Genomic DNA, 21,664 nt, shown 5'->3' with positions numbered 1-21,664 from the left:
GTGGCGGTGCAGGAGGCGAGGCAGGGCGTGGGTGCCCACGAGGGCGGCTGCGCATGCGGGGACTGCCCGCACGGCGCGCGCGAGGGACACCGGCGCGCGGTCGCCGAATTCCTGCTCATGCGCGAGGGGTTCGCGTCCGGCCAGGGACTGCCCGCGGCGGTCGCGCACTCGGCGTCGGCATCCCGCCAGTGGGTCTCCGACGAACTCACCCAGTCCGCCGCCCTCGTCGCCGAACGCGGGCGGGTGGAGGGCGAGGCATGGCTGGGCCGCCTGTGGCTGCGCACGGCCTGCGTCGTATGGGGCGCCTTCCTGTTCCTGCTCCTGGTCCAGGCACTCACCGCGATCGGAGCGGGCTGGACGGCAGCGCGCACGGCCGGTCTGCTGGCCGCACTGGTGGTGGGCCTGGCCACGACGGGCGCCGGATACCTGCACCGTACGAAGGGCGGCGCTCTGGCCCCCGTGATCGGTGAGGACAACCGGCTGTCCACGTCCCGCGCCGTGGCCGCGAGCTGGGTGCTCCTCGCCGTGTACGCCGTCCTGGTGCTCGTCGGACAACTCGCCGCGGCCTCGGACCACGGCAAGCGGGACGCGCTGATCACCGGGCTCGATCTTGCCCGGGGCGCGGGCGTGGTGACTGTCCTCGCCGTAGTGTGCGGGATCGCCGTGCTGGTCCGGCGAGTGGTCGGCCTGCGCGTCCTCGGTCAGCGCCTGCAGAAGGTCCGCGCCGACCGTCCACGCGCCTCCGACCTCCTCACCGACGACTCCGGTCGCGGCAGCTTCACCGATATCCAGTACGTCGTCGTGAACACCGTCGCCCTGGCCTTCGCTGTGGTACGGCTGGCCCGCCGCCCTGACCAACTCCCCGACCTCCCCTGGGGGCTGGCGCTGCTGGTGCTGGTCTCGGCGGCCACGTACGTCGCCGGTAAGTACGCGGAGGGCGGCCGCCCTGTGATCCTCTCCGTTGTCCGAGCCCGGGAGGCCGGCGACCTCGACGCGCCGATCCGCACCGGCGACGACATCGAGATCCGCGGCGCCGGCTTCGTACCGCCGGGTGCCCAGGCCGCCGACCGCCTCTCCCGGATGGTCGTCCGTATCGGTGCCGTCCACGTCCACGTCCCGCTCGTCCCCGTCGCCGGAGGCTTCAGCAACCCCACGGACGCCGTCCTCACCGTGCCGGTCCCCGCCGACGTGGAGCCTGGCCGAGTGGAGGTCCAGGTGGTGACCGCCGCCGGGGTGGAGACGAACCGGTGTGTGATCGAGGTGACCGACTGAGTGACTGGCCGTCTGATCGAGTGGCTGTCTGATCGAGTGGCCGACTGCCCGAGTGGCCGACTGCCCGACCGGTCCCTTGACCGGCCGTCGACAGACAAGGCGTTGGCCGTGGGCCTCGTTCAAATGGTGAGGCCGGTACGGGGCCAGAGCCGACCGAGCCGTGCGGAAACCCGCTGAGAGAAACCGAGCAACGATCCCAAGGACAATCTTCACAGAAAACTGATGCGCGCTCATTGAGCGGCTCCCCCCTTTCGTACGTATGGTCTGTTGAGGGGTCAACGGCACGGCGGCGAGAGGCGGCGGACAGTCATGACTCACAGTATTCGTTCGGACACGAGGACCCCCTACTTCGAGGGCGGCCGAGACTGGCGGGACACCGCCACCCGTTACGCCCTGCTCCCCCTGAGGGTTTTTCTCGGCGTCACCTTCATCTACGCCGGCCTGGACAAACTCACCGACAGTGCCTTCCTGTCCGATGCCGGCTCCGGCTCGGTCGGGGACATGATGCGCGCGGTCCGCGACAGCGCGGCGATCCCCGCCCTCGTCGATCTCGCCCTCAAGAACCCCGTCGGCTTCGGCTACGCCATCGCCTTCGGTGAACTCGCCGTCGGTATCGGCACTCTCGTCGGCCTCCTCGCCCGTCTCGCGGCCTTCGGCGGCGCCCTGATCTCCCTCAGCCTCTGGCTGACCGTCAGTTGGGCATCCGACCCCTACTACTACGGCAACGACCTCGCCTACCTCATGGCCTGGCTCCCCCTCGTCCTGGCCGGCGCCTCTGTCCTCTCCATCGACGCGGCCATCCGCAACCGCCGAAGGCAACGCATGGGCGCCTATCGCTGAGCTGCGGCACAGCCGGGCTGCTGCGCCGCGCGGCCGTTGGTCACTGACCGCCCACGGGCGGCAGGCGGTGTCCGGGTGTTCCGGGGGTGACCCTGTGCCCGAGCCCGAAAGGGCCGTTACTCCGTCCTGCCTGACACCCCGGCGTCCGACGTCTGCCTGTTCCCGGGAGCGTGCCCCGCACAGGGGGACGATCGGCGTCGTCGTATCGCGTGCGTCAGGAGCGCCGTCGCGCCCGCCAGACAGAGCCCTGCGGTAACCAGGGGTATGGCCACAAACCAGGGGGCCTCCCAGGAGCCTCCCGCGTCTCCGGCGTAGATGACGGCGGTGAGGGTGAGGAAGAAGCCCGCGACGAGCTTGCCGGGCTGGACGTCATGCCGCAGCACGGGTCACCTCCGCCTGGCCCAGACCGACCCTGAGATGGACACGGATCGTGCCGCCGGACTTCCCGTCACCGGTGATCCCCTTCTCGGGGGAGAGGGTCAGTTGCTTCTCCTTGCCCGGTGCCACGTCCACGTCCTCCTTCTTGTCGCCCGGCAACTGGATGTCCCCCACGCCCACTTCTACCGTCAGGAGCGCCGTGACGTCCGAGGGGACCACCACCTTCAGTTTGCCCACGCCCACCTCCGCGCCGGTCGTCACCGTCTTGCCCTTCGGCACGTTGACGCGCGTCAGGTCCAAGGTGCCCACACCGCTGCCCAGCTTGTACGCCGGATGCACGCCCGCCACGGCGGTCGGTGCCCAGGTCGTGCGTATCCAGTGGGTGCTGATGTCCGCCGGAAGCGCCGCCGAGCACACCAGCAGACCTGCCGTCACCACCGCGAGGAAGATCGACCCCACGCCTGTACGCCCCAGGAACGCGCTGACCCCGATGCCCAGGCCGAACACGGCGAGGGCGCAGGCCAGACCTGCCTGCAGGCTCGTCCCCAGCGCGTGGTCGTCCCATGTCAGACCGGTAGCGAGACCGCCGGCGAGCACCGCGAGCAGGAACACCCAGCCGCCTATCCAACGTGGCCCCCGCGGCTTGGGCCGCTGGGCGGCACGTATGTCCTGGTGGGACGGCGTTCCCCGGGCGATGTTGATGGCCGCCGCGATATCGCGGTCCCGGGCTTCCCAGGGCCCCCACAGGTATCCCGTCCTGCCCACGTGCCTGCCGTCCTTGACGATCGGGTCACGCCACCAGGACGGATAGGAAACGGGGACGGGCGGCGCCTGCGCTTCCGGTGGGGCGTCGGCGACGGCCTGTGCGGCAAGCGGGTCGGGGTCGGGAGCGCTGCGCTGCTGCGACCAGTACCCCGCGCCCGCGAGGAGCAGGGCGAGGACCACGGCGAAGGTCAGCACCCCGCCGTTGCCCAGCATGGTGAGGAAGACGCCGCAGCCGACCAGGGCGAAGAGCACGGCCGCCAGGGCCTGGCCGTCGACGCGGCCGGTCAGCAGCTTGCGTACCTCGTTCTCCTCCTCGTCGTCGTACGGGAGGAACAGCCACACGAAGCCGTAGAAGATGAGGCCGACGCCACCGCTCACCGACAGGACCGTGAGCACGATCCGGAAGATCACCGGATCCATGTCGCACTGCCGTCCCAGCCCCGCGCACACCCCGCCCAGCATCTTGTGCCGCCGGTCACGGCGGAACCCGGTGGGGCCGGGGGCCGGAGTGGACCCGTCGGCGGCGACTTGAGCCGTGGGCCCGGTGGGTGGGGTGCCGCGCTGGGGCCGGCCTCCGGATGACTGATCCGTGTTTCTCGCCTGCCCCGTAGGCCCGGCCGCGATCCCGTCGGCGGACCCGTCCGTCGGCTGGCTCGTCGGCTCGTTGTTTGGCCTGTTCCTTGGTCCGTTCCTCGGCTCGTTCCTCGATTCGTTTGTCATCGGGCCCGCGGCCCCAGCCCAGGGGTTCGCCGCAGCTTGGCCCGCGAGTCCGCCTTGACCTGCTTGACCCGCTTGCTCCGGTTGGCCTGCTTGATCGGCGGGCGTGCCTGCGTCCGCGTGCGCACGGGCGTCCGCGCCCGTATGCGTGTGTGCGCCCCCGTACGCGCGCGGCTCCTTGCCCTGGCCCGGTCCGGGCGTGGTGCCGCCCTTGTCCTGGGTGGGCACGGCGTCCTGCGGCTCGGTGGCCGTCCGCCGGGCGCCCGAGCCGGGGCCCGGCTCCGGTGCCGCGTGCTGCTGATCTGTCATGTGTCCATCGTGGCTGCCGAGACCGCCCTGCGGCAGTCGGGATGACCCTGGCGCAACCCTGATATCGGCCCCGGGAACTGTTCGATCACGAGTTGGTCGGAGATCAGGGACGTCTCCGGGGCAGACCCTGATGCCATGGCCCGCCATGCGTGTGAACATCGATGGCATGCCGGAAGCCGCAGCAGTGCCAGTCGATGTCCCGCGGCCCCCGCGCAAGCTCTACCGCAGCAGCGACGGTCGCTGGCTCGGAGGCGTGGCGCGGGGGCTCGCGGGGCATCTTGGGCTGCCGGTGACCTGGCTGAGGCTGGTGTTCGTCGGTCTGTTCCTCGCGGACGGCCTCGGCGCGCTGCTGTACGCGGCGTTCTGGTTCTTCGTCCCGCTCGGTGTGGGCGGTGTCGACAACCAGCGGCCCCCGGCGGTCTCCACGGAGACCTCGCCGGACGGCCGGCGAAAACTCGTGGCCCGCAGACCGGACAAGGGGCAGATCGTCGCCCTGCTCCTCATGGTCGTCGTGGCCATGGTCTTCGTCGGCAATGTGAACCTCGGTGACGGAGCCAAGGCGTACCTGTGGCCGACCGTGCTGGTTGCCGCCGGTGTCGCCCTGGTCTGGCGCCAGGCGGACAACGCGCGGCGGGCCCGCTGGGTCGAGGTCGGCAGCCAGCGGCGCACACTCACGCTGCTCCGTTCCGTGGGCGGGGTCCTGCTCGTCACCGCGGGTGTCTCCGGGATATTCGTCCTCCAGGGCTCCGCCGCCCACCTCGGGTCGGTCCTGCAGGCCGCGCTCGCGGTCCTCGTGGGGATAGCGCTGCTGGCCGGCCCGTACCTCGTCCGCATGACCCAGGACCTCTCCGAGGAGCGGCTGATGCGCATCCGCGCCCAGGAGCGGGCGGAGGTCGCGGCCCACGTCCATGATTCGGTGCTGCACACCCTGACGCTGATACAACGCAACGCGGAGAACGCGAACGAGGTACGCCGCCTCGCCCGCGCCCAGGAGCGCGACCTGCGCAACTGGCTCTACAAGCCAGAGGGCACCGGCAAGGACGAGGACGACGAGCCCGACACACTCGCGGAGGCCGTGAAGCGCAGCGCCGCCGAGGTGGAGGACAAGCACGGCGTCCCCATCGAGGTCGTGGTCGTCGGTGACTGCCCCCTCGACGAACGCCTGGGCGCGCAGATGCAGGCTGCGCGCGAGGCGATGGTGAACGCCGCCAAGTACGGTGGCGAGGGCGGCGCCGTACAGGTCTACGCCGAAGTCGAGGGCAGGACGGTCTTCGTGTCCGTGCGTGACCGGGGCCCCGGCTTCGACCTCGACTCGATACCCGCCGACCGCATGGGCGTTAGAGAATCGATCATCGGTCGCATGGAGCGCAACGGTGGTACGGCACGGCTACGCGCCGTACCGGACGGCGGCACGGAGGTCGAGTTGGAGATGGAGAGGGCGGAGACGACGTCATGAGCGACGCGAACGGGGCGAGCGGTCCGATCAGGCAGGTCGGTTCCGCTCCCGGAACCGACCGCACCAGCCCCACTGGCACCAAGAGGCCTACCCCCACTGCCCCCACAAGCCCCACTGCACCCACAAGCTCCACTCAGCCCGACCCCACTGCTGGACCCACAGGTCTCATGGGTACGGCGGCTGCCCCGACGGAGTCGGACGCACCGAGCGGCTCGGGGAAGACGAGCGGTTCGGCGCCCGGACGACGGGTCCGGGTCGTGCTGGTCGACGATCACCGTATGTTCCGTACGGGCGTGCAGGCGGAGATCGGGGAGACGGAGCGCACCGGTGTCGAGGTCGTCGGGGAGGCGGCGGACGTCGACCAGGCCGTGAGCGTCATCTCGGCCGCACGGCCCGAGGTGGTGCTCCTCGACGTGCATCTCCCGGGCGGGGGCGGGGTCGAAGTGCTGCGCCGGTGCACCGCGTTGATGTCCGACGCCGAGCAGCCCGTCCGTTTCCTCGCTCTTTCCGTCTCGGACGCGGCGGAGGACGTCATCGGTGTCATCCGGGGTGGCGCCCGGGGATACGTCACCAAGACGATCACCGGCACGGATCTGGTCGACTCCATCTTCCGCGTCCAGGAGGGCGACGCGGTGTTCTCGCCGAGACTGGCCGGCTTCGTCCTCGACGCCTTCGCCTCGACGGACGCCCCGCCGGTCGACGAGGACCTGGACCGTCTCACCCAGCGCGAGCGTGAGGTCCTCCGCCTCATCGCTCGTGGCTATGCGTACAAGGAGATCGCCAAGCAGCTGTACATCTCCGTCAAGACGGTGGAGTCACATGTCTCGGCGGTGCTGCGGAAGTTGCAGCTCTCCAACCGGCACGAACTGACGAGGTGGGCGACGGCACGGCGGCTGGTGTGAAGCCGAGAGCCTGATCCCGGCAGGGCACGAGGGCTCAGGCCACCCGCGGAGCACGCACGGCTCTCGCCACTCGCGTGGCTCCACGGCTCACACCACCGCGCGGCCCTGCGGGTCACGCCACCCGTGTAGCGCCCGTGAGCGGCATCTCGTCCAGTGGTGCCATCCGCACCCGCGTCCCCGGGCGGGGCGCGTGAATCATCTGTCCGTTGCCCACATAGATGCCCACGTGGCTGATCCCGGAGTAGAAAAACACGAGGTCACCGGGGAGGAGCTGGGAGCGTGCGACGCGCTGCCCGGCGCCGATCTGGGTGTACGTCGTCCGGGGCAGCGAGACCCCGGCCGCGCGGTACGCCGCCTGGGTGAGCCCGGAGCAGTCGAAGGCGTCGGGGCCGGTCGCGCCCCACACGTACGGGCTGCCGAGCTTGGCGTAGGCGTACGCCAGGGCCGCGGCCGCCCGTGAACTGGGTGCCTGGCCGGTGGAGGAGGCCGCCGGGAGCGGACCGAGTTCGCGCGCCGAGGCACTGGACCGCGATGCGCGCCCCGCGCCCGGCGCTGCGTCCAGCCCCGACCGGGCCCCTTCCGGTAACCGCGCCAGCAGGCGTCTCGCCTCGCCCAGCTTTCCGGTGATCGTCCCCCTGTGCCGCTTCAGGTCCGACTGCCGGGACGCGAGCCGTGACAGTTCGATGTGTGCGGCACCCCGCAGTCGCTCGATCTCCCTCAACTGCTTCCGTACGTTCGCCACGTCCGACACCTGTCGGCTGCCGATCCGTTCGGCGAAGGCCACACCGTCCAGATAGGCGTCCGGGTCACCGCTCAGCGCGAGCTGCACCGCGGGGTCGATGCCGCCACCGCGGTACTGCGCCGCCGCCACCGAACCCAGCTTCTCGCGTGCGGAGTTCAGTTCCTCCGTGCGGCGGGCCGCCTCGTCCCGCAGGTCCTCCAGCCGCTCCCGCGCCTTGTCGGCCCCCTCCTTGGCGCCGTTGTACTGCTCGGTGGCAACCTCCGCCTGCTCGTACAGCCTGGCCACCTTCGCCCTGACCTGCGCCGGTGTGAGCTGCGGTTCGGCGTGCCCGGTGCCGTTGAAGCCGGTCGCGCTCGCCGCGCCCGCCAAGGCGATCGTGACGGCGGTACGGGCCCTGTTGCCACTGAGGGGGCGCTGTCCGGGCCTGCGGTGCACTGCCAAGTGGATGTCACGTCCTTTCGTACGACGCGATACGACCGGGACGGCCTTCGGCCGGGGCCGCCGTGGGCTCGACGGTCTCGCGTCCGGTGGCGGCCCGCACCGGGGCAGCGGGCTGCCGCCGGACCTCGCGGCGGAGGTGTCCGACTGCCGCCCCTGGCCGGGGCGGCGGTGGGGAGCCGGTCACCTGGTGGAGGACGCTAAACGTGGCCGTGTCCGCTCTGTGGCGCCATGTGCGGAACTGATCCCAGTGGACCGTCGGTGACCGTATATGGCCGTGATCTCCGCCTGGCGGCGCCGCCTTCACGCAGAGCGATGATCGATGCGGTGGTTTGGAGGCAAGCGGCGGCGAGGCGGTGCTATTGGGCACATATATGCGGCGCTATGGGTGTATTAGATGCAGCGAGTGGCATGGCCGGGGCCGCGGTCGGCATCAGGATCCACCACCCCAGCCAGTACCGGAGTCTTTCCGGGGCCGGTGCCGAGCCGCGTGAGGGGCCCTGGTTAGGCTCCGGCTCCATGGACATACTCATCCATCTCTTCGTCGCCCTGCACATCATCGGCATCGCCTCCCTCCTGGGCGGCTTCCTCACCCAGATGAAGGCGATGGGGCAGGGGGCGGCCCGCTTCGTGCCCGCCATGCTGCACGGCGCGCTGACGATGCTCATCACCGGTGCGGTTCTGGTCGGCCTCAACCAGGCGGACGACCAGGCGGTCAACAACGTCAAGATCGGCGTGAAGCTGGCCCTGCTGGTCGTGATCCTCGGGCTCGTCTACGTGAAGCGCGACGAGGAACGGGTGGAGAAGGGCCTTTTCGGCCTGGTGGGCGCCCTGACCACAGCGAACATCTTCATCGCGGTGCTCTGGACCTGAACGGGAACCGCGCCGGCCCCGGCCGGCGGCGAGGAGCCGGGCGCGGCCAGGGCCGGGAGGGCGCGACCGTTACGCCGGCCGCACCACGCTGTGGATCGACGACTCACCGTCGTAGAAGATCGACTCCTCGCGGACATACGTCCCCGGCTTGGGCGCGTGGATCATCATGCCGTTGCCGATGTAGAGCCCGACGTGGGTGATGTCGTCGTAGAAGAAGACGAGGTCGCCAGGCCTGGCGTCGGTGAGTGAGACGGTCTTGCCCGCGGTGACCTGGTCGTACGTGGTGCGCGGGAGGTCGACGCCGGCGGCCTTCCAGGCGTCCTGGGTGAGCCCGGAGCAGTCGTACGAGTCGGGGCCGGTCGCGCCCCAGACATACGGCTTGCCGATCTGTGCGCGGGCGAACGCGATGGCCTTCGCGGCCTTCGTGGCGTAGGTGGAGTCCTCTGCCGGGGCCTCGACCGTGGAACTGCTGTCGGCGTTCTGCTCCTGGGCCGCCTGCTTCTGTTGCTCCGCCTCGGCCGCCTGGCGCTTTTTCTCTGCCTCGGCCGCCTGCTGCCGCGCCAGCTCCTCCGCCCGGCGCTCGGCCTCCTCCTGCTTCTCCTTCTCGATCGCCGCGAGGCGGGCCTTCTCCTCGGCGGTCAGTTTGGCCAGCAGTTCACGGGCCTCGGTGAGCTTCGCCTGGACCTTCGCCTTGCTCGACTTCAGCGTGGACTGCGACTGGGTGAGCGACTCCAGGCTCTCGGTGGCCTCCTGGCGCTTCTGAGCCGTCTCGGTCCGCTGGGCGACGTAGTCGTCGACCACCTCTTTCTGACGTTCCGTCAAGCGGTCCATCAGCTGGGTCTGGTCGAAGTAGTCCTGCGGGCTGTCCGCCAGCAGCATCGCTGCCGTGTCCGGGGCCGCGGCGCCCGCCCGATACTGGGCGGCGGCGAACGAGCCCAGCTGCTCCCGGGCCTCGTTGAGCTTCTCCGTGCGCTGGGCGACATCGTCGAGGAGCGTGGCGACACGCTTCTTCTGCTTGGCCGTCTTCTCCTCGGCCGCGTTGTACTTCTCGGTCGCCGACTCGGCCTGGCGGTAGAGGTCGCCGACTTTCTTCTCGACTTCTTCGAGGCTCGGTTTGTCGTCGGTCGAGGGGGCGGCGTTCGCTGTCTGGGAGAACAGGGCCACGGAGGTCAGCGCCGCCGTCGCAAGGGCGGGTGTCCGTATGCCTGTGCGCGTCCGGGTGGGGCGCGACTTTCGGTGCGGCGCCATGAAAGGCGGCTCCTTCCGTTGTCCGCCTACCGAGTTAGCTGTCGGGTTCGGGCGCGTGCGTCGGAAGGTGTGCCCTACGGCCCTTGCCTGGTACGGCAGGTGGGCCGATTCACCCCAAGGTCGGTGGGTCCCCGGCTCCGGCTCCGCGAGGGGCGCCGGACTCGGCGGAGGCCGCCCGGCCCGGCGACGTTCGCCGGTTGGGTCGAGCGGCCCACAAGAACGCTAGCCAATTCGTGTGGCGCCTGTGAAGGTTGATGCGCGATATGCCCGATACGTTTTCGTGACCTTGGTCAACTCCCTCCCTGGTCATCGCGGACAGTGACGGCCTAAACCCCTAGCGTCATGCAGGTTCAACCCGGATCGGCATCAGGCTTGGCGGAGGCCGGCCATCGAAGATCGTCGGCAGCGCGCGCTCGGACCGAGTTTGCGGGGTGGCCCCTGGGTGTCGGTGGCGCGGCCTAGACTCGGAGAGCGATGAGCAGCCTTTTCGACGACAGCTTCCTGGCGGATCTCAAGGCCCCGCGGGCCCATGAGGAAGAACCTCCGCCGCCGCCCGAGGACGAGCACGTACCGGAACCGATTCCGGACGATCTGTTCGGCGGCAGGTTCGACACGCCGCCCGACCGGGACGCCTACTACCGCGACGGCGAGCCACGCCCCGCGGTGGACCCCGCTGCGCTCCTGGAGGGGCTGAACGAGAACCAGCGCGCGGCGGTCGTCCACTCCGGCTCCCCCCTGCTCATCGTGGCCGGCGCCGGTTCCGGCAAGACCCGCGTGCTCACCCACCGCATCGCGCACCTGCTCGGCGAGCGGAACGTCCACCCGGGCCAGATCCTCGCGATCACCTTCACCAACAAGGCCGCGGGCGAGATGAAGGAGCGCGTCGAGCAGCTCGTCGGCCCGCGCGCGAACGCGATGTGGGTGATGACCTTCCACAGCGCGTGCGTACGGATCCTGCGGCGGGAGAGTAAGAAGCTCGGCTTCACGTCGTCCTTCTCGATCTACGACGCTGCCGACAGCAAGCGGCTGATGGCGCTCGTCTGCCGCGACCTGGACCTCGACCCGAAGCGTTTCCCGCCCAAGTCGTTCAGCGCCAAGATCTCGAATCTGAAGAACGAGCTGATCGACGAGGAGGACTTCGCCGCCCAGGCCGCCGACGGCTTCGAGAAGACCCTGGCCCAGGCGTACGCGCTCTACCAGTCGCGGCTGCGCGAGGCCAACGCCCTCGACTTCGACGACCTGATCATGACGACGGTCAACCTGCTCCGTGCCTTCCCGGACGTCGCCGAGCACTACCGCCGCCGCTTCCGTCATGTGCTCGTCGACGAGTACCAGGACACCAACCACGCGCAGTACGCGCTCGTACGCGAACTCGTCGGCACCAGCGAGCACCCCGTCGACGTCCCGCCCAGCGAGTACGACGTCCCGCCCGCCGAGCTCTGCGTCGTGGGTGACGCCGACCAGTCCATCTACGCCTTCCGCGGCGCGACCATCCGTAACATCCTCCAGTTCGAGGAGGACTACCCGGACGCGACGACGATCCTCCTGGAGCAGAACTACCGCTCCACGCAGACGATCCTCTCCGCCGCCAACGCGGTCATCGAGCGCAACGAGTCCCGCCGCCCCAAGAACCTGTGGACGAACGCCGGAGCGGGCGCCCGGATCACCGGCTATGTCGCGGACACGGAGCATGACGAGGCACAGTTCGTCGCCGACGAGATAGACCGGCTGACGGACGCGGGCGAGGCCAAGGCCGGGGACGTCGCGGTCTTCTACCGGACGAACGCCCAGTCCCGTGTCTTCGAAGAGGTCTTCATCCGCGTCGGCCTGCCCTACAAGGTCGTCGGCGGCGTCCGCTTCTACGAGCGCAAGGAGGTCCGGGACGTCCTCGCCTACCTCAGGGTGCTGGCCAACCCGGAGGACTCGGTCCCGCTGCGCCGCATCCTGAACGTGCCCAAGCGCGGCATCGGCGAGCGCGCCGAGGCGATGATCGACGCCCTCGCCCAGCGCGAGAAGATCAGCTTTCCGCAGGCGCTGCGGCGCGTGGACGAGGCGTACGGCATGGCGGCGCGCTCCACGAACGCCGTCAAGCGCTTCAACACGCTCATGGAAGACCTGCGCACGATCGTCGACTCCGGCGCGGGCCCGGCCACGGTCCTGGAGGCGATTCTCGAACGCACCGGCTACCTGGCCGAGTTGCAGGCCTCCACCGACCCTCAGGACGAAACACGCATCGAGAACCTCCAGGAACTCGCCGCAGTGGCACTGGAGTTCGAGCAGGAGCGCGCCGAGGGCGAGTCGGTGGCCCTGTCCGACTTCTTGGAGCAGGTCGCCCTGGTGGCCGACTCGGACCAGATCCCGGACGAGGAAGAGGACGGCTCGGGCGTCATCACGCTGATGACCCTCCACACCGCCAAGGGTCTGGAGTTCCCGGTCGTCTTCCTCACCGGCATGGAGGACGGTGTCTTCCCGCACATGCGCGCCCTCGGCCAGACCAAGGAGCTGGAGGAGGAGCGGCGCCTGGCGTACGTGGGCATCACGCGCGCGCGGGAACGGCTCTATCTGACCCGCTCGACCCTGCGCAGCGCCTGGGGCCAGCCCTCGTACAACCCGCCGTCCCGCTTCCTGGAGGAGATCCCGGCGGCGCACCTGGACTGGAAGCGCACGGGCGCGTCGACGGCGCCAGGGGCCGCCGGCCCGGCCTCGGGGATCGCTGCCTCCCTGTCGTCCTCCCGTTCCCGTTCGTCCGCCGCGGGCGCCTCCGGCTTCGCGACGCGACGTGCCACGGCCACCGAGAAGCCGGTCGTCTCCCTGGCCGTCGGAGACCGCGTCACCCACGACCAGTTCGGCCTGGGCACGGTCGTCGGCGTGAAGGGCACGGGTGCCAACGCCGAGGCGACGATCGACTTCGGCGACACCAAGCCGAAGCGGCTGCTCCTTCGGTACGCGCCGGTGGAGAAGCTGTAGGCCGACGACGAGTTCGCGGACACGAGTCGGGCCCCTGCTGAGCAGGGGCCCGCTTCTGTGCTTGCCGAGTGTCCGGGGCTCGCGGTGCGTCGTCGAGCTACGTCGGGTCGAGGCCGTGGCTGCGCAGCCACGCCAGCGGGTCTATCGCCGAGCCGCCCCCGGGTCGTACTTCGAGGTGCAGGTGCGGGCCCGTCGAGTTGCCCGAATTGCCGGAGAACGCGATCACGTCACCCGCCTTCACCGCCGTACCCGAGGGGATCTTGTACGTGGAGAGGTGGCAGTACCACACCTCCGTACCGTCCTTGGCGGTCAGGACGACCATGTTGCCGTAGGCGCTGTTCCACTGGGTCCGTATGACGCCGTCGGCCACCGCCATCACCGGCGTGCCGTAGGAGACCGGGAAGTCGATGCCGGAGTGCGTGGACATCCAGTTGATGCCGGACTGCCCGTAGTACGCGCTGAGCCCCTTCTGCTCGACCGGGAGCGCGAACTTCGGCCGCAGGCGCTCCTTGCGCGCTGCCTCCGCCGCTGCCCGCTTCTGTTCGGCCTCCTGCTGGGCCTTGAGGTCGATGCGCTCCTGGGTCCGGCTCGCCCGGTCGGCGAAGTCGTCCGCCCCGGCGGAAAGGCTTTCGAGCTGTGTGTCGAGCTTGTTGTTGGCGGCGGACGGCTTGACCGCGACCGCTTCGGACGCAGTGGCCGTCGTCCTGTTGACGTCTTCGTCGCCACCGCCCACGGAGGCGGCGGCGATCCCCGCGACGCCCATGACGCACGCCGACGGCACGGCGACGGTCAGCACGGCGGAACGCTTCGCCGGAGCGCGGCGACGCGAGCGCGCGGCCGCGCGGGCCGCAGCCCGGCCGGAGCCGGTGGAGACGCCGGACGCCGCTGAGGCGCCAGAACTCCTGGGCGCGGTCTCTTCCTCGTCGTCCAGCAGCGTGGAACGGTCTGCTCCGTGCGCTGCGGTGCCGTCGGCCTCCTCGAACTCACCCTCCATGGCGGCGGATTGCCCGTCGTCATAGGGGTTGACCTGCTCGAAGGTCGCGGTCGCCTGCTGGTCGAAGGCGTCGAGGGAGGGGTGCTCGTACCCGTCGGCCGGTGTCTGTTGCTCGTACCCCTCGTACGGCTCATGGCCGTTCGTGTCGTGGTCGCCGGACGTGCCGTCGCTGTTCCACTGCGTGGCGTCGTAGGCGCCCGTGTCGAAGAACTGCCCGCCCGTCCACTGCTGGGTCTGGTCGGGCTGTCCCAACTCGGCGGCCTGGCCGAGCTGTTCGGCCTGCACCCACCCGTTCGCGTCCCACTGCCCGGACGCTTCGGGGCTCTGGGGCTGCGCGGGGATCTCGGCGAGGTTCTGGTAACCCGCCGTCCAGCCAGTGGAGTCGTAGCCGCCCGTGTCGTAGGTCGCCTGGGGCTGGGCCGCGTACGGGTCATGGGTCAGCGTCTGTTGGCTGCCCGTGGACCACTGCGAGGAGTCGTACGAGCCCGTCGCGCCGGCGCCCGGCATATCGCCGAAGAGGGGGTCGGTCTCGAAGGTCGCGGTCGCGAAACCCGTGTCGGCGGTGGCGGTGGAGTGGTGCCCGGCGTCAAAACCGGTGGCACCGTAACCGTCATACGTGGTGAAGTCGCCGTACGAGGCTTCCTGGTGGCCGTATGACGCGTAGTGCGCCGAGGCGGCATCGGAAGCCGGAGCCGGGGGAGTCACAGTCCCCGACGGGTGACGATCGTTCACCAACTTCTCTTTCGCCTCGACAACAGGGGCTGGCAGAGCAGTGCGGCGACTGTACCCGGCGGTGCGCGGGCGCGACAATCTTCAACGGGTTTCGCGGTCGCAGGAAACGGGCATTCGAGCGCCTTTCGGCGGACCATGGACTCAGCCTTGGCTTTGTGTTCGACGAGTGTTCGAAAATGTGGGACGGGGTCGCGACCGTCGAATGGCTGCACCAGTGGTCGTTCGGGCGACGGGTCGCCGCTCGACTCGACTGGTTCTGCCGGAATTTCGGCTGACTTTGAGCGATTACGCCACGGTCAGGCCTTCTGGGGAGGCTCCCGGCTCTCCGGTGGGCCCGTGCACCGTCTCCGGTGTCGTCTCGTCGTGGTCGAGTGCCTGCCGTATCCCCGCGGCGACGGCGGGGTGTACGAGCATGCCGAGGTGCCCGATGCCGCTCACCCGTACGTTCTGGGCGAGCAGGTCCGGATGGTCGACGCAGGCGGCCTCCAGCGGGTCCATCAGGTGGTCGAGATCGCTCCAGAAGGCCACGAACTGCGTACGGCAGCCCGGTGCGGGCTCGCGCAACTCCTGCAGCACCGGTGAGCCGGGGCGCATCTGGCGCACGACGGGGTGTGCGTCGGCCAGTGGTGCGACGCGCGTGCCCCCGTGCGGGGTACCGAGTGTGACGACTGTGCGTACGCGCACGTCGCCGCCGAGTCGCTGTACGTAGTACCGCGCTATCAGTCCGCCGAGGCTGTGCCCGACGATGTCCACCCGCTCACAGTCCGTGCGCTCGCAGATCTCCTCCAGGCGGCGGCCGAGCGCCTCGGCGGCGGTGCGGATGTCACAGGTGAGGGGCGAGTAGTTGAGCGAGTCGATCTGCAGTCGGCCGTGCTGGGTGAGGGAGCGGCGCAACAGGACGAACACGGAGCGGTTGTCTATGAACCCGTGCAACAGGACGACCGGGGGTTTGGCCTCGGTCGGCAGGGAAGCGGTGGTGGCGTCGCCGGGGGGTGAAGGGGCGGGGACGGACCGGCGCTCCTGGGCAATTCCGGACGGGTAGAGGAGCAGGTGCCCCGCGAGGACCGCGAACTCCAGGGCGGTCGCCTTCAGGAGGGCCACCGACAGCCCTGCCAGTCTGACGGGCCAGAGGCGCTGGCAGAACGGTAGAAAGGGCAGTCCTGCCCAGGTGACCTTCATGGTCGACCTCCCGTCGGCACTCGGGAGGACGTCCCTGTCCCCCATGTGCCCTCGTGGTGAGCCGCCGTGGAGGTGGGTGACGGTGCGCGAGTGCGGCGTGGACGACGCTTGGGGCGCCGGTGACGCGACGAGGGCCTTTGCCGTGCCGACCCGTGCCGACGACGCGACGCCCTGCCGTACTCACGGCACAGGCTGTCCCGGACTCCGTACGACCGTGATTCCTCGCTTTCGTGCTCGTGCCATCGCCGAAGCACCTCACCACCGCTGCCGTCTCCCGCCGGTACGGCGGTGGTGCGGCCACCTCGTGGCGGCTCTCCTTGCGCACGATCCGCCCGTGACGCCCGTGTCCCGGGGGCGTTCGGCCTGGTAGCCGCCCGTCTCGGTGACGCGTGTGCCGCGGAACCCGAAACCTTGCGCTGTGAACGTGTCCTTTGTGTGATTTCCCCCTCGGTCTGCACCGCGAAACTGCCGGTTGCGGGATGCTGGCGATAACGTTCGTTCACTTTCCCGGCCGGTGCGGTACGCGGGCCTGTGCCCGCGGACGTATCCGGCGTGGCGGGTGGCGGTATGAGTGATATGTGCGGTGCGCACTGCATGGGTGGTCGGTACGGTGTGTGGCCGTACGTGCCGTGATGGTTCGTGTGCCGTATGTGTCGTGACGTTCGGTACGGGTTCGGTGCAGTCGTTGGATGGAGGCAGTGATGGGTGTGGCAGCCGGTCCGATCCGCGTGGTGGTGGCCAAGCCGGGGCTCGACGGCCACGATCGCGGGGCCAAGGTGATCGCGCGGGCGCTGCGCGACGCCGGTATGGAGGTCATCTACACCGGCCTTCACCAGACACCGGAGCAGATCGTCGACACCGCGATCCAGGAGGACGCCGACGCGATCGGGCTCTCCATCCTCTCCGGTGCCCACAACACGCTCTTCGCGGCCGTCATCCGGCTCCTCAAGGAGCGGGACGCGGAGGACATCAAGGTCTTCGGCGGCGGCATCATCCCCGAGGCCGACATCCCGCCGCTGAAGGAGATGGGCGTCGCCGAGATCTTCACCCCCGGCGCCACCACCGCGTCGATCGTGGACTGGGTCCGCGCGAACGTACGCCAGCCGGCGGAGGCGTAGCCCTGGCCTCCCGGCGAGCGGTCCCCACGGAGGGTGGCCGCCCGCCGTGACGGCGGGAGAGTCCGGCTCACCATGGGTCAGCTCCTCAGCTCCTCAGCTCCTCCTCCATCGCCGCGCGCAGACGCAACGTCGTGACGAGGCGCTGGAAGGCCTCGGACCAGTACCCGCCGGCCCCCGGAGACGCGTCCTCCTGCTCCTCGGGGGTGGCCGTCAGAGCATCCAGACGCGCCGCCTCCGCAGGGGACAGACAGCGCTCGGCGAGCCCCATCACGCCGCTGAAGCTCCAGGGATAACTGCCGGCGTCCCGCGCGATGTTCAGCGCGTCCACCACCGCGCCGCCCAGAGCCGGCGCCCACGGCACCGCGCAGACCCCGAGCAACTGGAACGCCTCCGACAGCCCGTGCGTCGCGATGAACACCGCCACCCACTCCGCCCGTTCGTCGGCACCCAGCGTCCCCAGAAGCTTGGCCCGCTCGGCCAGCGACACCGCCCCGGGGCCGGCGGCCTCGGGAGCGGACGGGGAGCCCAGCAGCGCCCTGGACCAGCCGGCGTCCCGCTGCCGCACCGCCGCACGGCACCACGCGGCGTTCAGCTCCCCCTGCCAGTCGTCCGCCACCGGCAGGGCCACGATCTCCTCCGCCGCACGCCCCCCGAGCCGCGCCGACCACGCCGCCAGTGGTGTCGCCTCCACCAACTGACCCAGCCACCAGGACCGTTCACCCCGTCCCGCCGGAGCCTTGGGCACCACCCCGTCGCGCTCCATGCCCGCGTCGCACTCGTGCGGCGCCTCCACCACGATCGTGGGCACGTCCCGCGTACGGTCGACGGCCACGCACGCCGCCGCGCGGTCCGCCATCCGCGCGGCCAGCGCCGAACCCGGCAGTGCGGACAGCAGCTCCGCAGCCGTCGCCCGCACGTTCCGGCTGCGGTCCGTCAACGCCCGCTCCAGGAACGGCTCGTCCTCCGCGCCCAGCCCCGTCCGCAGGGAATCGAGAAACATGAGCCTGTCCTCGGCCCGCTCCGTCGCCCACGTCGTCTCAAGCAACTCGCGTGCGGCCGCGGGCTCCTGTGCCCGTATCCCCACCAGGAGCGCCACCCGCTCCGCGAACAGGCCCTCCTGCCACAGCCGTCGGACCCGGTCGGCTTGCTGGGCATCGGGCAGATCGGCGCCGCCACCGGGTGCGGCCCGCAGGGCGAAGCGCCAGTCCGGGTTCAGCCGGGCCAGCCACAGCGCGCGTGGGCCCGCGAAGGCCAGGGCCGCAGGGCGCAGGTCCGTACGGCCCCGTGCCGTGTCCAGAAGGGCGGGCAGCGCCTCGGGGGGTGCCGCGAACCCGCGCGCGTTCGCCAGCGCCAGCCACTGCGGCAGCAACTCCATGAGGTCGGGAGCCGTACCTCTGCGTCCCCCGCCGCCCGCGCCGGCCCGGTCGGCCAGCAACTGCGTGAGCCTGCGCGCCGCGGCCGGCGGCAACGGCGGACGCGGATCCGGCGCGGCGGGCTCCGGCCGCACCGCCGCCCGCGCGGGCCGCATCCCCGCCCTGCGCCGCACGGTCTCCACCGCCGCCGCGTCCAGCAACGCCACTGGCGCCTCCCGCCCGGCGGTCGGCCCGGGAGCCGGGCGCCGATCGGTCCCGAGCAGGGCGACGGTCACGAGCTCTTCCCACGCGTTCCGCGGAGGAGGCGAGGTGCTGTTCATGGGTCCGTCCCTTCTGTCCGTGCTTCCTTGTAAGGCTGGTCAGTTGGTGGTCGAGGCGGTGGCCCTCGGCCCGGCTCGCGGGCCGAAAGCGTCCGTTCTTGCTGCTGGTGCTGCTGGTGCTGCTGGTGCTGCTGGTGCTGCTGGTGCTGCTGACGCTGCCGGTGCTGCCGTGCCGCTGGTTTCGTTCGTTCCGCAGGAGGCCGGCCAGGCTGACCAGGCCGGCCGGCCTCCCGCGGAACGCCGGAGCGGACGAGCCGGGTGCGGGTCACATCCGGCTTGTCACGCGCCGCCTCACCTCACGCGCCGCCTCACCTCACGCGTCGGGTCACCTCCCTCAGCACAGCCCCACCGCGTCTCCCGCTCCCTCGGGCCAGGCCGTCAGTGGTGTGAAGCCGTGGTGACCGCACTCGCCGAAGACCGTGACGGGAGCGCCGCCCGAGAGGGCGACGAGGCGCCACAGGCCGGGCCGGGAGCGAGCGGAGAGCGACAAGGGGAGGGCCATGTCGCCGTCCTCGTCGGACAGTTGCCAGGAGTCGCCGTCCGGGGCCGGGACGACCCTGGACAAGGTGACCGGGACCGAGTCCAGCCACGGGTCGTCGCACAGCGCCTCGCCGTAGCGGGCAGCGGCCTGAGCCGGGGTCACCCCCGGCGGTCGTATCGCCGCGGGCTCGGGCGCGGTGAACCGCCGGCCCAGAGAGGCCCGCAACTGCCCCGCACCCGGATACGACGACATCTCCGCCTCGAAGGCGAGCCCCACCGGCAGCGTCAACTCCGGCGCGCGGCCGGCCGCCCCGTAGGAGAGGAGGAGCGCCGTACGCCCGGACTCAGCGCCGTACAACCAGATCCGGCGCGTGGTCAGGCGGGCGTCCGCCGTGTCGTACTGGGCGAGGACCAGCCAGTGGTCCCGGACCGGGGGGCCGTCCGCCGAGCCGGGCAGGCCGACCCGGGAACGGACCGTCGCCGCGAGGCCGTCCGGCAGGCCCTCACGCCGCAGCCAGCCCTGGTCGAGGAGGTGGAGCAGCGCGCACTCCTCCAGCAACCGCACCGGCCAGCCGGGCCCCGAGCCCGGTATCGCCCCCAACTCCCGCACCCGCGCGGCCAGTCCGGGCGCCTGGGCATCGACCATGCGGGCCGCGGTCTCCTCCCACAGCCCGTACCCCGCCTGCTCGGCCGCCGCCAGACCGCCCCGCAGCAGGTCCGACAACCGCTGCTCCAGCTCCGTGGCCCCCGCGGTGATCCGCTCGGCGCGCCGCTCCGCCCTGCGGCGCGCCCCCTCCGGATCACCTGACGTGTCCCCAGATGCCGCGCCCGTCGTCGTCCTCTTCTCCTCCGCGCGCCGCCGGCGCCCGGTGAGCCACTGCTCCGCCCAGTCCGGTGGCTGGGCACGCGCCACCGATCCGTCGTCGCCCGCCCAGAGCAACAGCAGCCCCAGCGCGTGCTTGCACGGGAACTTGCGGCTCGGACAACTGCACTTGTACGCGGGCCCACTGGAGTCCGCGACGTCGATGACCGTCTGATACGGCTTGCTGCCACTGCCCTTGCACAGTCCCCACACCGTCCCCTCGTCAGAACTGCCCGCCTCCGACCACGGCCCGGCCGCGCCGAGTTTGCTTCCCGCTTTGCGCGACGCGGCGTCAGGCGCCAATGCCAGCACCTGCTCAGCCGTCCAGCGCACCCCCTGCTGAGTCATGTCATCGAAGGTAGAACCCACCACTGACAATCGACCTCTGCGGCGCGTTTCCGCAGGTCAGAACGCATTGTCAGTGGCGTGGTGCACGGTGGACACCAGATCCGAACCGGCCGGAGGCGGCCGATCTGGAGGGGGACTGAAGTCATGCCTGTTTCCATCGACCCGACATCCGTCGACGAGCACCGGAACCCGTCCGCGCCCGCGAACGCGCACACGGACCCGGGCGCCCACACGAGCGGGCACACGCCCGCGGAACAGACCGATGCCGAGGCGCTGCGCCCGCACGCCGAGGACGCCTTCGCCGCGGAACTCGCCGCGCTGGCCGCACAGGACGACCGGCCGCGCCCGACCCGCTGGAAGCTGTCGCCCTGGGCCGTCGCGACCTACCTGCTCGGCGGCACCCTGCCGGACGGCACGGTGATCACGCCGAAGTACGTGGGCCCGCGCCGCATCGTCGAGGTCGCCGTCACCACGCTCGCCACCGACCGCGCCCTGCTCCTCCTCGGTGTGCCCGGCACGGCCAAGACGTGGGTGTCCGAGCACCTCGCCGCAGCCGTCAGCGGCGACTCGACCCTGCTGGTGCAGGGGACCGCGGGCACGCCGGAGGAGGCGATCCGCTACGGCTGGAACTACGCGCAGCTGCTCGCCCACGGCCCCAGCCGCGACGCGCTCGTGCCGAGCCCCGTCATGCGGGCCATGGCCGAGGGCATGACCGCCCGCGTCGAGGAGCTGACGCGCATCCCCGCCGACGTCCAGGACACGTTGATCACCATTCTGTCGGAGAAGACACTGCCCATACCGGAGTTGGGGCAGGAGGTGCAGGCCGTCCGCGGCTTCAACCTGATCGCCACGGCCAACGACCGCGACCGCGGGGTCAACGACCTGTCCAGCGCCCTGCGCCGTCGCTTCAACACGGTGGTGCTGCCGCTGCCGGAGAGCGCCGACGCCGAGGTGGACATCGTCTCGCGCCGGGTCGACCAGATCGGCCGCTCCCTCGACCTGCCGGCCGCACCGGACGGCATCGACGAGATCCGCAGGGTCGTCACAGTCTTCCGCGAACTGCGCGACGGCCTGACGACCGACGGCCGTACGAAGCTGAAGTCGCCCAGCGGCACGCTGTCGACAGCGGAGGCCATCTCCGTCGTCACCAACGGACTCGCCCTGGCGGCCCACTTCGGCGACGGCGTCCTGCGGGCCTCGGACGTCGCCGCCGGCATCCTCGGCGCCGTCGTCCGCGACCCGGCGGCCGACCGCGTCATCTGGCAGGAGTACCTGGAGGCGGTCGTACGGGAGCGCGACGGCTGGGCGGACTTCTACCGCGCCTGCCGGGAGGTGAGCGCGTGAGCAGGTT

The 21,664-nt window shown here is 70.8% G+C and carries 16 protein-coding genes and 1 riboswitch; of the genes, 9 read left to right on the top strand and 7 right to left on the bottom strand.

Features of this window, described 5'->3' with window-relative positions; genetic code table 11:
* Together IE262_RS11980 and IE262_RS11975 are read left to right on the top strand one after the other, a co-directional pair.
* Positions 1–1,272, top strand: coding sequence for a hypothetical protein (locus IE262_RS11980; protein ID WP_134039662.1), 1,272 nt, complete (start codon positions 1–3; stop codon positions 1,270–1,272).
* A gap of 309 nt (positions 1,273–1,581) precedes the next feature.
* Positions 1,582–2,112: a DoxX family protein gene (locus tag IE262_RS11975; protein WP_134039536.1), complete on the top strand. Its 531-nt coding sequence runs from the start codon at positions 1,582–1,584 to the stop codon at positions 2,110–2,112.
* Positions 2,113–2,481: 369 nt separating this feature from the next.
* On the opposite strand, the gene IE262_RS11970 is transcribed toward IE262_RS11975, so the two are convergent.
* Entirely contained in the window at positions 2,482–3,975 is a 1,494-nt protein-coding gene (locus IE262_RS11970; protein WP_189873594.1) for a PspC domain-containing protein, read from the bottom strand.
* Positions 3,976–4,065: 90 nt separating this feature from the next.
* On the opposite strand from IE262_RS11970, the gene IE262_RS11965 reads away from it, so the two are divergent.
* The 3 genes from IE262_RS11965 (at position 4,066) to IE262_RS11955 (ending at position 6,639) form a co-directional block, all read left to right on the top strand.
* Complete coding sequence (locus tag IE262_RS11965; protein ID WP_189873608.1) at positions 4,066–4,326, top strand: hypothetical protein; 261 nt, start codon at positions 4,066–4,068, stop codon at positions 4,324–4,326.
* 85 nt (positions 4,327–4,411) lie between these two features.
* On the top strand, positions 4,412–5,737 hold the full coding sequence (locus IE262_RS11960; RefSeq protein ID WP_166681723.1) for an ATP-binding protein: 1,326 nt from the start codon (positions 4,412–4,414) through the stop codon (positions 5,735–5,737).
* Between the two features lie 167 nt (positions 5,738–5,904).
* Positions 5,905–6,639, top strand: coding sequence for a LuxR C-terminal-related transcriptional regulator (locus IE262_RS11955; RefSeq protein WP_189873416.1), 735 nt, complete (start codon positions 5,905–5,907; stop codon positions 6,637–6,639).
* 112 nt (positions 6,640–6,751) lie between these two features.
* Here IE262_RS11955 and IE262_RS11950 read toward each other — a convergent pair whose 3' ends face one another.
* The gene (locus IE262_RS11950) at positions 6,752–7,822 is read right to left on the bottom strand and encodes a C40 family peptidase (RefSeq protein ID WP_189873414.1); all 1,071 of its coding nucleotides are present in this window, start codon (positions 7,820–7,822) and stop codon (positions 6,752–6,754) included.
* A 516-nt stretch (positions 7,823–8,338) separates the two neighbouring features.
* Here IE262_RS11950 and IE262_RS11945 point away from each other — a divergent pair.
* Entirely contained in the window at positions 8,339–8,692 is a 354-nt protein-coding gene (locus tag IE262_RS11945; RefSeq protein WP_134039542.1) for a hypothetical protein, read from the top strand.
* Positions 8,693–8,761: 69 nt separating this feature from the next.
* On the opposite strand, the gene IE262_RS11940 is transcribed toward IE262_RS11945, so the two are convergent.
* A complete protein-coding gene (locus tag IE262_RS11940; protein ID WP_189873412.1) occupies positions 8,762–9,940 on the bottom strand; it encodes a C40 family peptidase in 1,179 nt (392 codons plus the stop codon).
* Between the two features lie 8 nt (positions 9,941–9,948).
* A riboswitch (cyclic di-AMP (ydaO/yuaA leader) is annotated at positions 9,949–10,117 on the bottom strand.
* Between the two features lie 297 nt (positions 10,118–10,414).
* Here IE262_RS11940 and pcrA point away from each other — a divergent pair.
* On the top strand, positions 10,415–12,907 hold the full coding sequence (gene pcrA, locus IE262_RS11935; protein WP_134039544.1) for a DNA helicase PcrA: 2,493 nt from the start codon (positions 10,415–10,417) through the stop codon (positions 12,905–12,907).
* A 97-nt stretch (positions 12,908–13,004) separates the two neighbouring features.
* Here pcrA and IE262_RS11930 read toward each other — a convergent pair whose 3' ends face one another.
* Both IE262_RS11930 and IE262_RS11925 read right to left on the bottom strand, forming a co-directional pair.
* Complete coding sequence (locus IE262_RS11930) at positions 13,005–14,633, bottom strand: M23 family metallopeptidase (protein ID WP_189873410.1); 1,629 nt, start codon at positions 14,631–14,633, stop codon at positions 13,005–13,007.
* 285 nt (positions 14,634–14,918) lie between these two features.
* Complete coding sequence (locus IE262_RS11925) at positions 14,919–15,812, bottom strand: esterase/lipase family protein (protein WP_134039546.1); 894 nt, start codon at positions 15,810–15,812, stop codon at positions 14,919–14,921.
* Between the two features lie 701 nt (positions 15,813–16,513).
* Between IE262_RS11925 and icmB the strand changes: the two genes are divergently transcribed.
* Entirely contained in the window at positions 16,514–16,930 is a 417-nt protein-coding gene (gene icmB, locus IE262_RS11920; RefSeq protein WP_131564477.1) for a coenzyme B12-dependent isobutyryl CoA mutase small subunit, read from the top strand.
* 85 nt (positions 16,931–17,015) lie between these two features.
* On the opposite strand, the gene IE262_RS11915 is transcribed toward icmB, so the two are convergent.
* Positions 17,016–18,623 carry a DUF5691 domain-containing protein gene (locus IE262_RS11915; protein ID WP_189873408.1) on the bottom strand — a complete coding sequence of 536 codons (1,608 nt, stop codon included), beginning with the start codon at positions 18,621–18,623 and terminating at the stop codon, positions 17,016–17,018.
* A gap of 334 nt (positions 18,624–18,957) precedes the next feature.
* Positions 18,958–20,313: an SWIM zinc finger family protein gene (locus tag IE262_RS11910; protein ID WP_189873405.1), complete on the bottom strand. Its 1,356-nt coding sequence runs from the start codon at positions 20,311–20,313 to the stop codon at positions 18,958–18,960.
* A gap of 144 nt (positions 20,314–20,457) precedes the next feature.
* On the opposite strand from IE262_RS11910, the gene IE262_RS11905 reads away from it, so the two are divergent.
* Positions 20,458–21,657: an ATP-binding protein gene (locus tag IE262_RS11905; protein WP_134039549.1), complete on the top strand. Its 1,200-nt coding sequence runs from the start codon at positions 20,458–20,460 to the stop codon at positions 21,655–21,657.
* Positions 21,658–21,664: the final 7 nt, after the last annotated feature.

This window comes from Streptomyces bluensis, from assembly GCF_014650715.1.
Taxonomy (GTDB): domain Bacteria; phylum Actinomycetota; class Actinomycetes; order Streptomycetales; family Streptomycetaceae; genus Streptomyces; species Streptomyces bluensis.
Note: the sequence above shows the minus strand (reverse complement) of the source record. Positions and strands in the feature narration are given on the sequence as shown.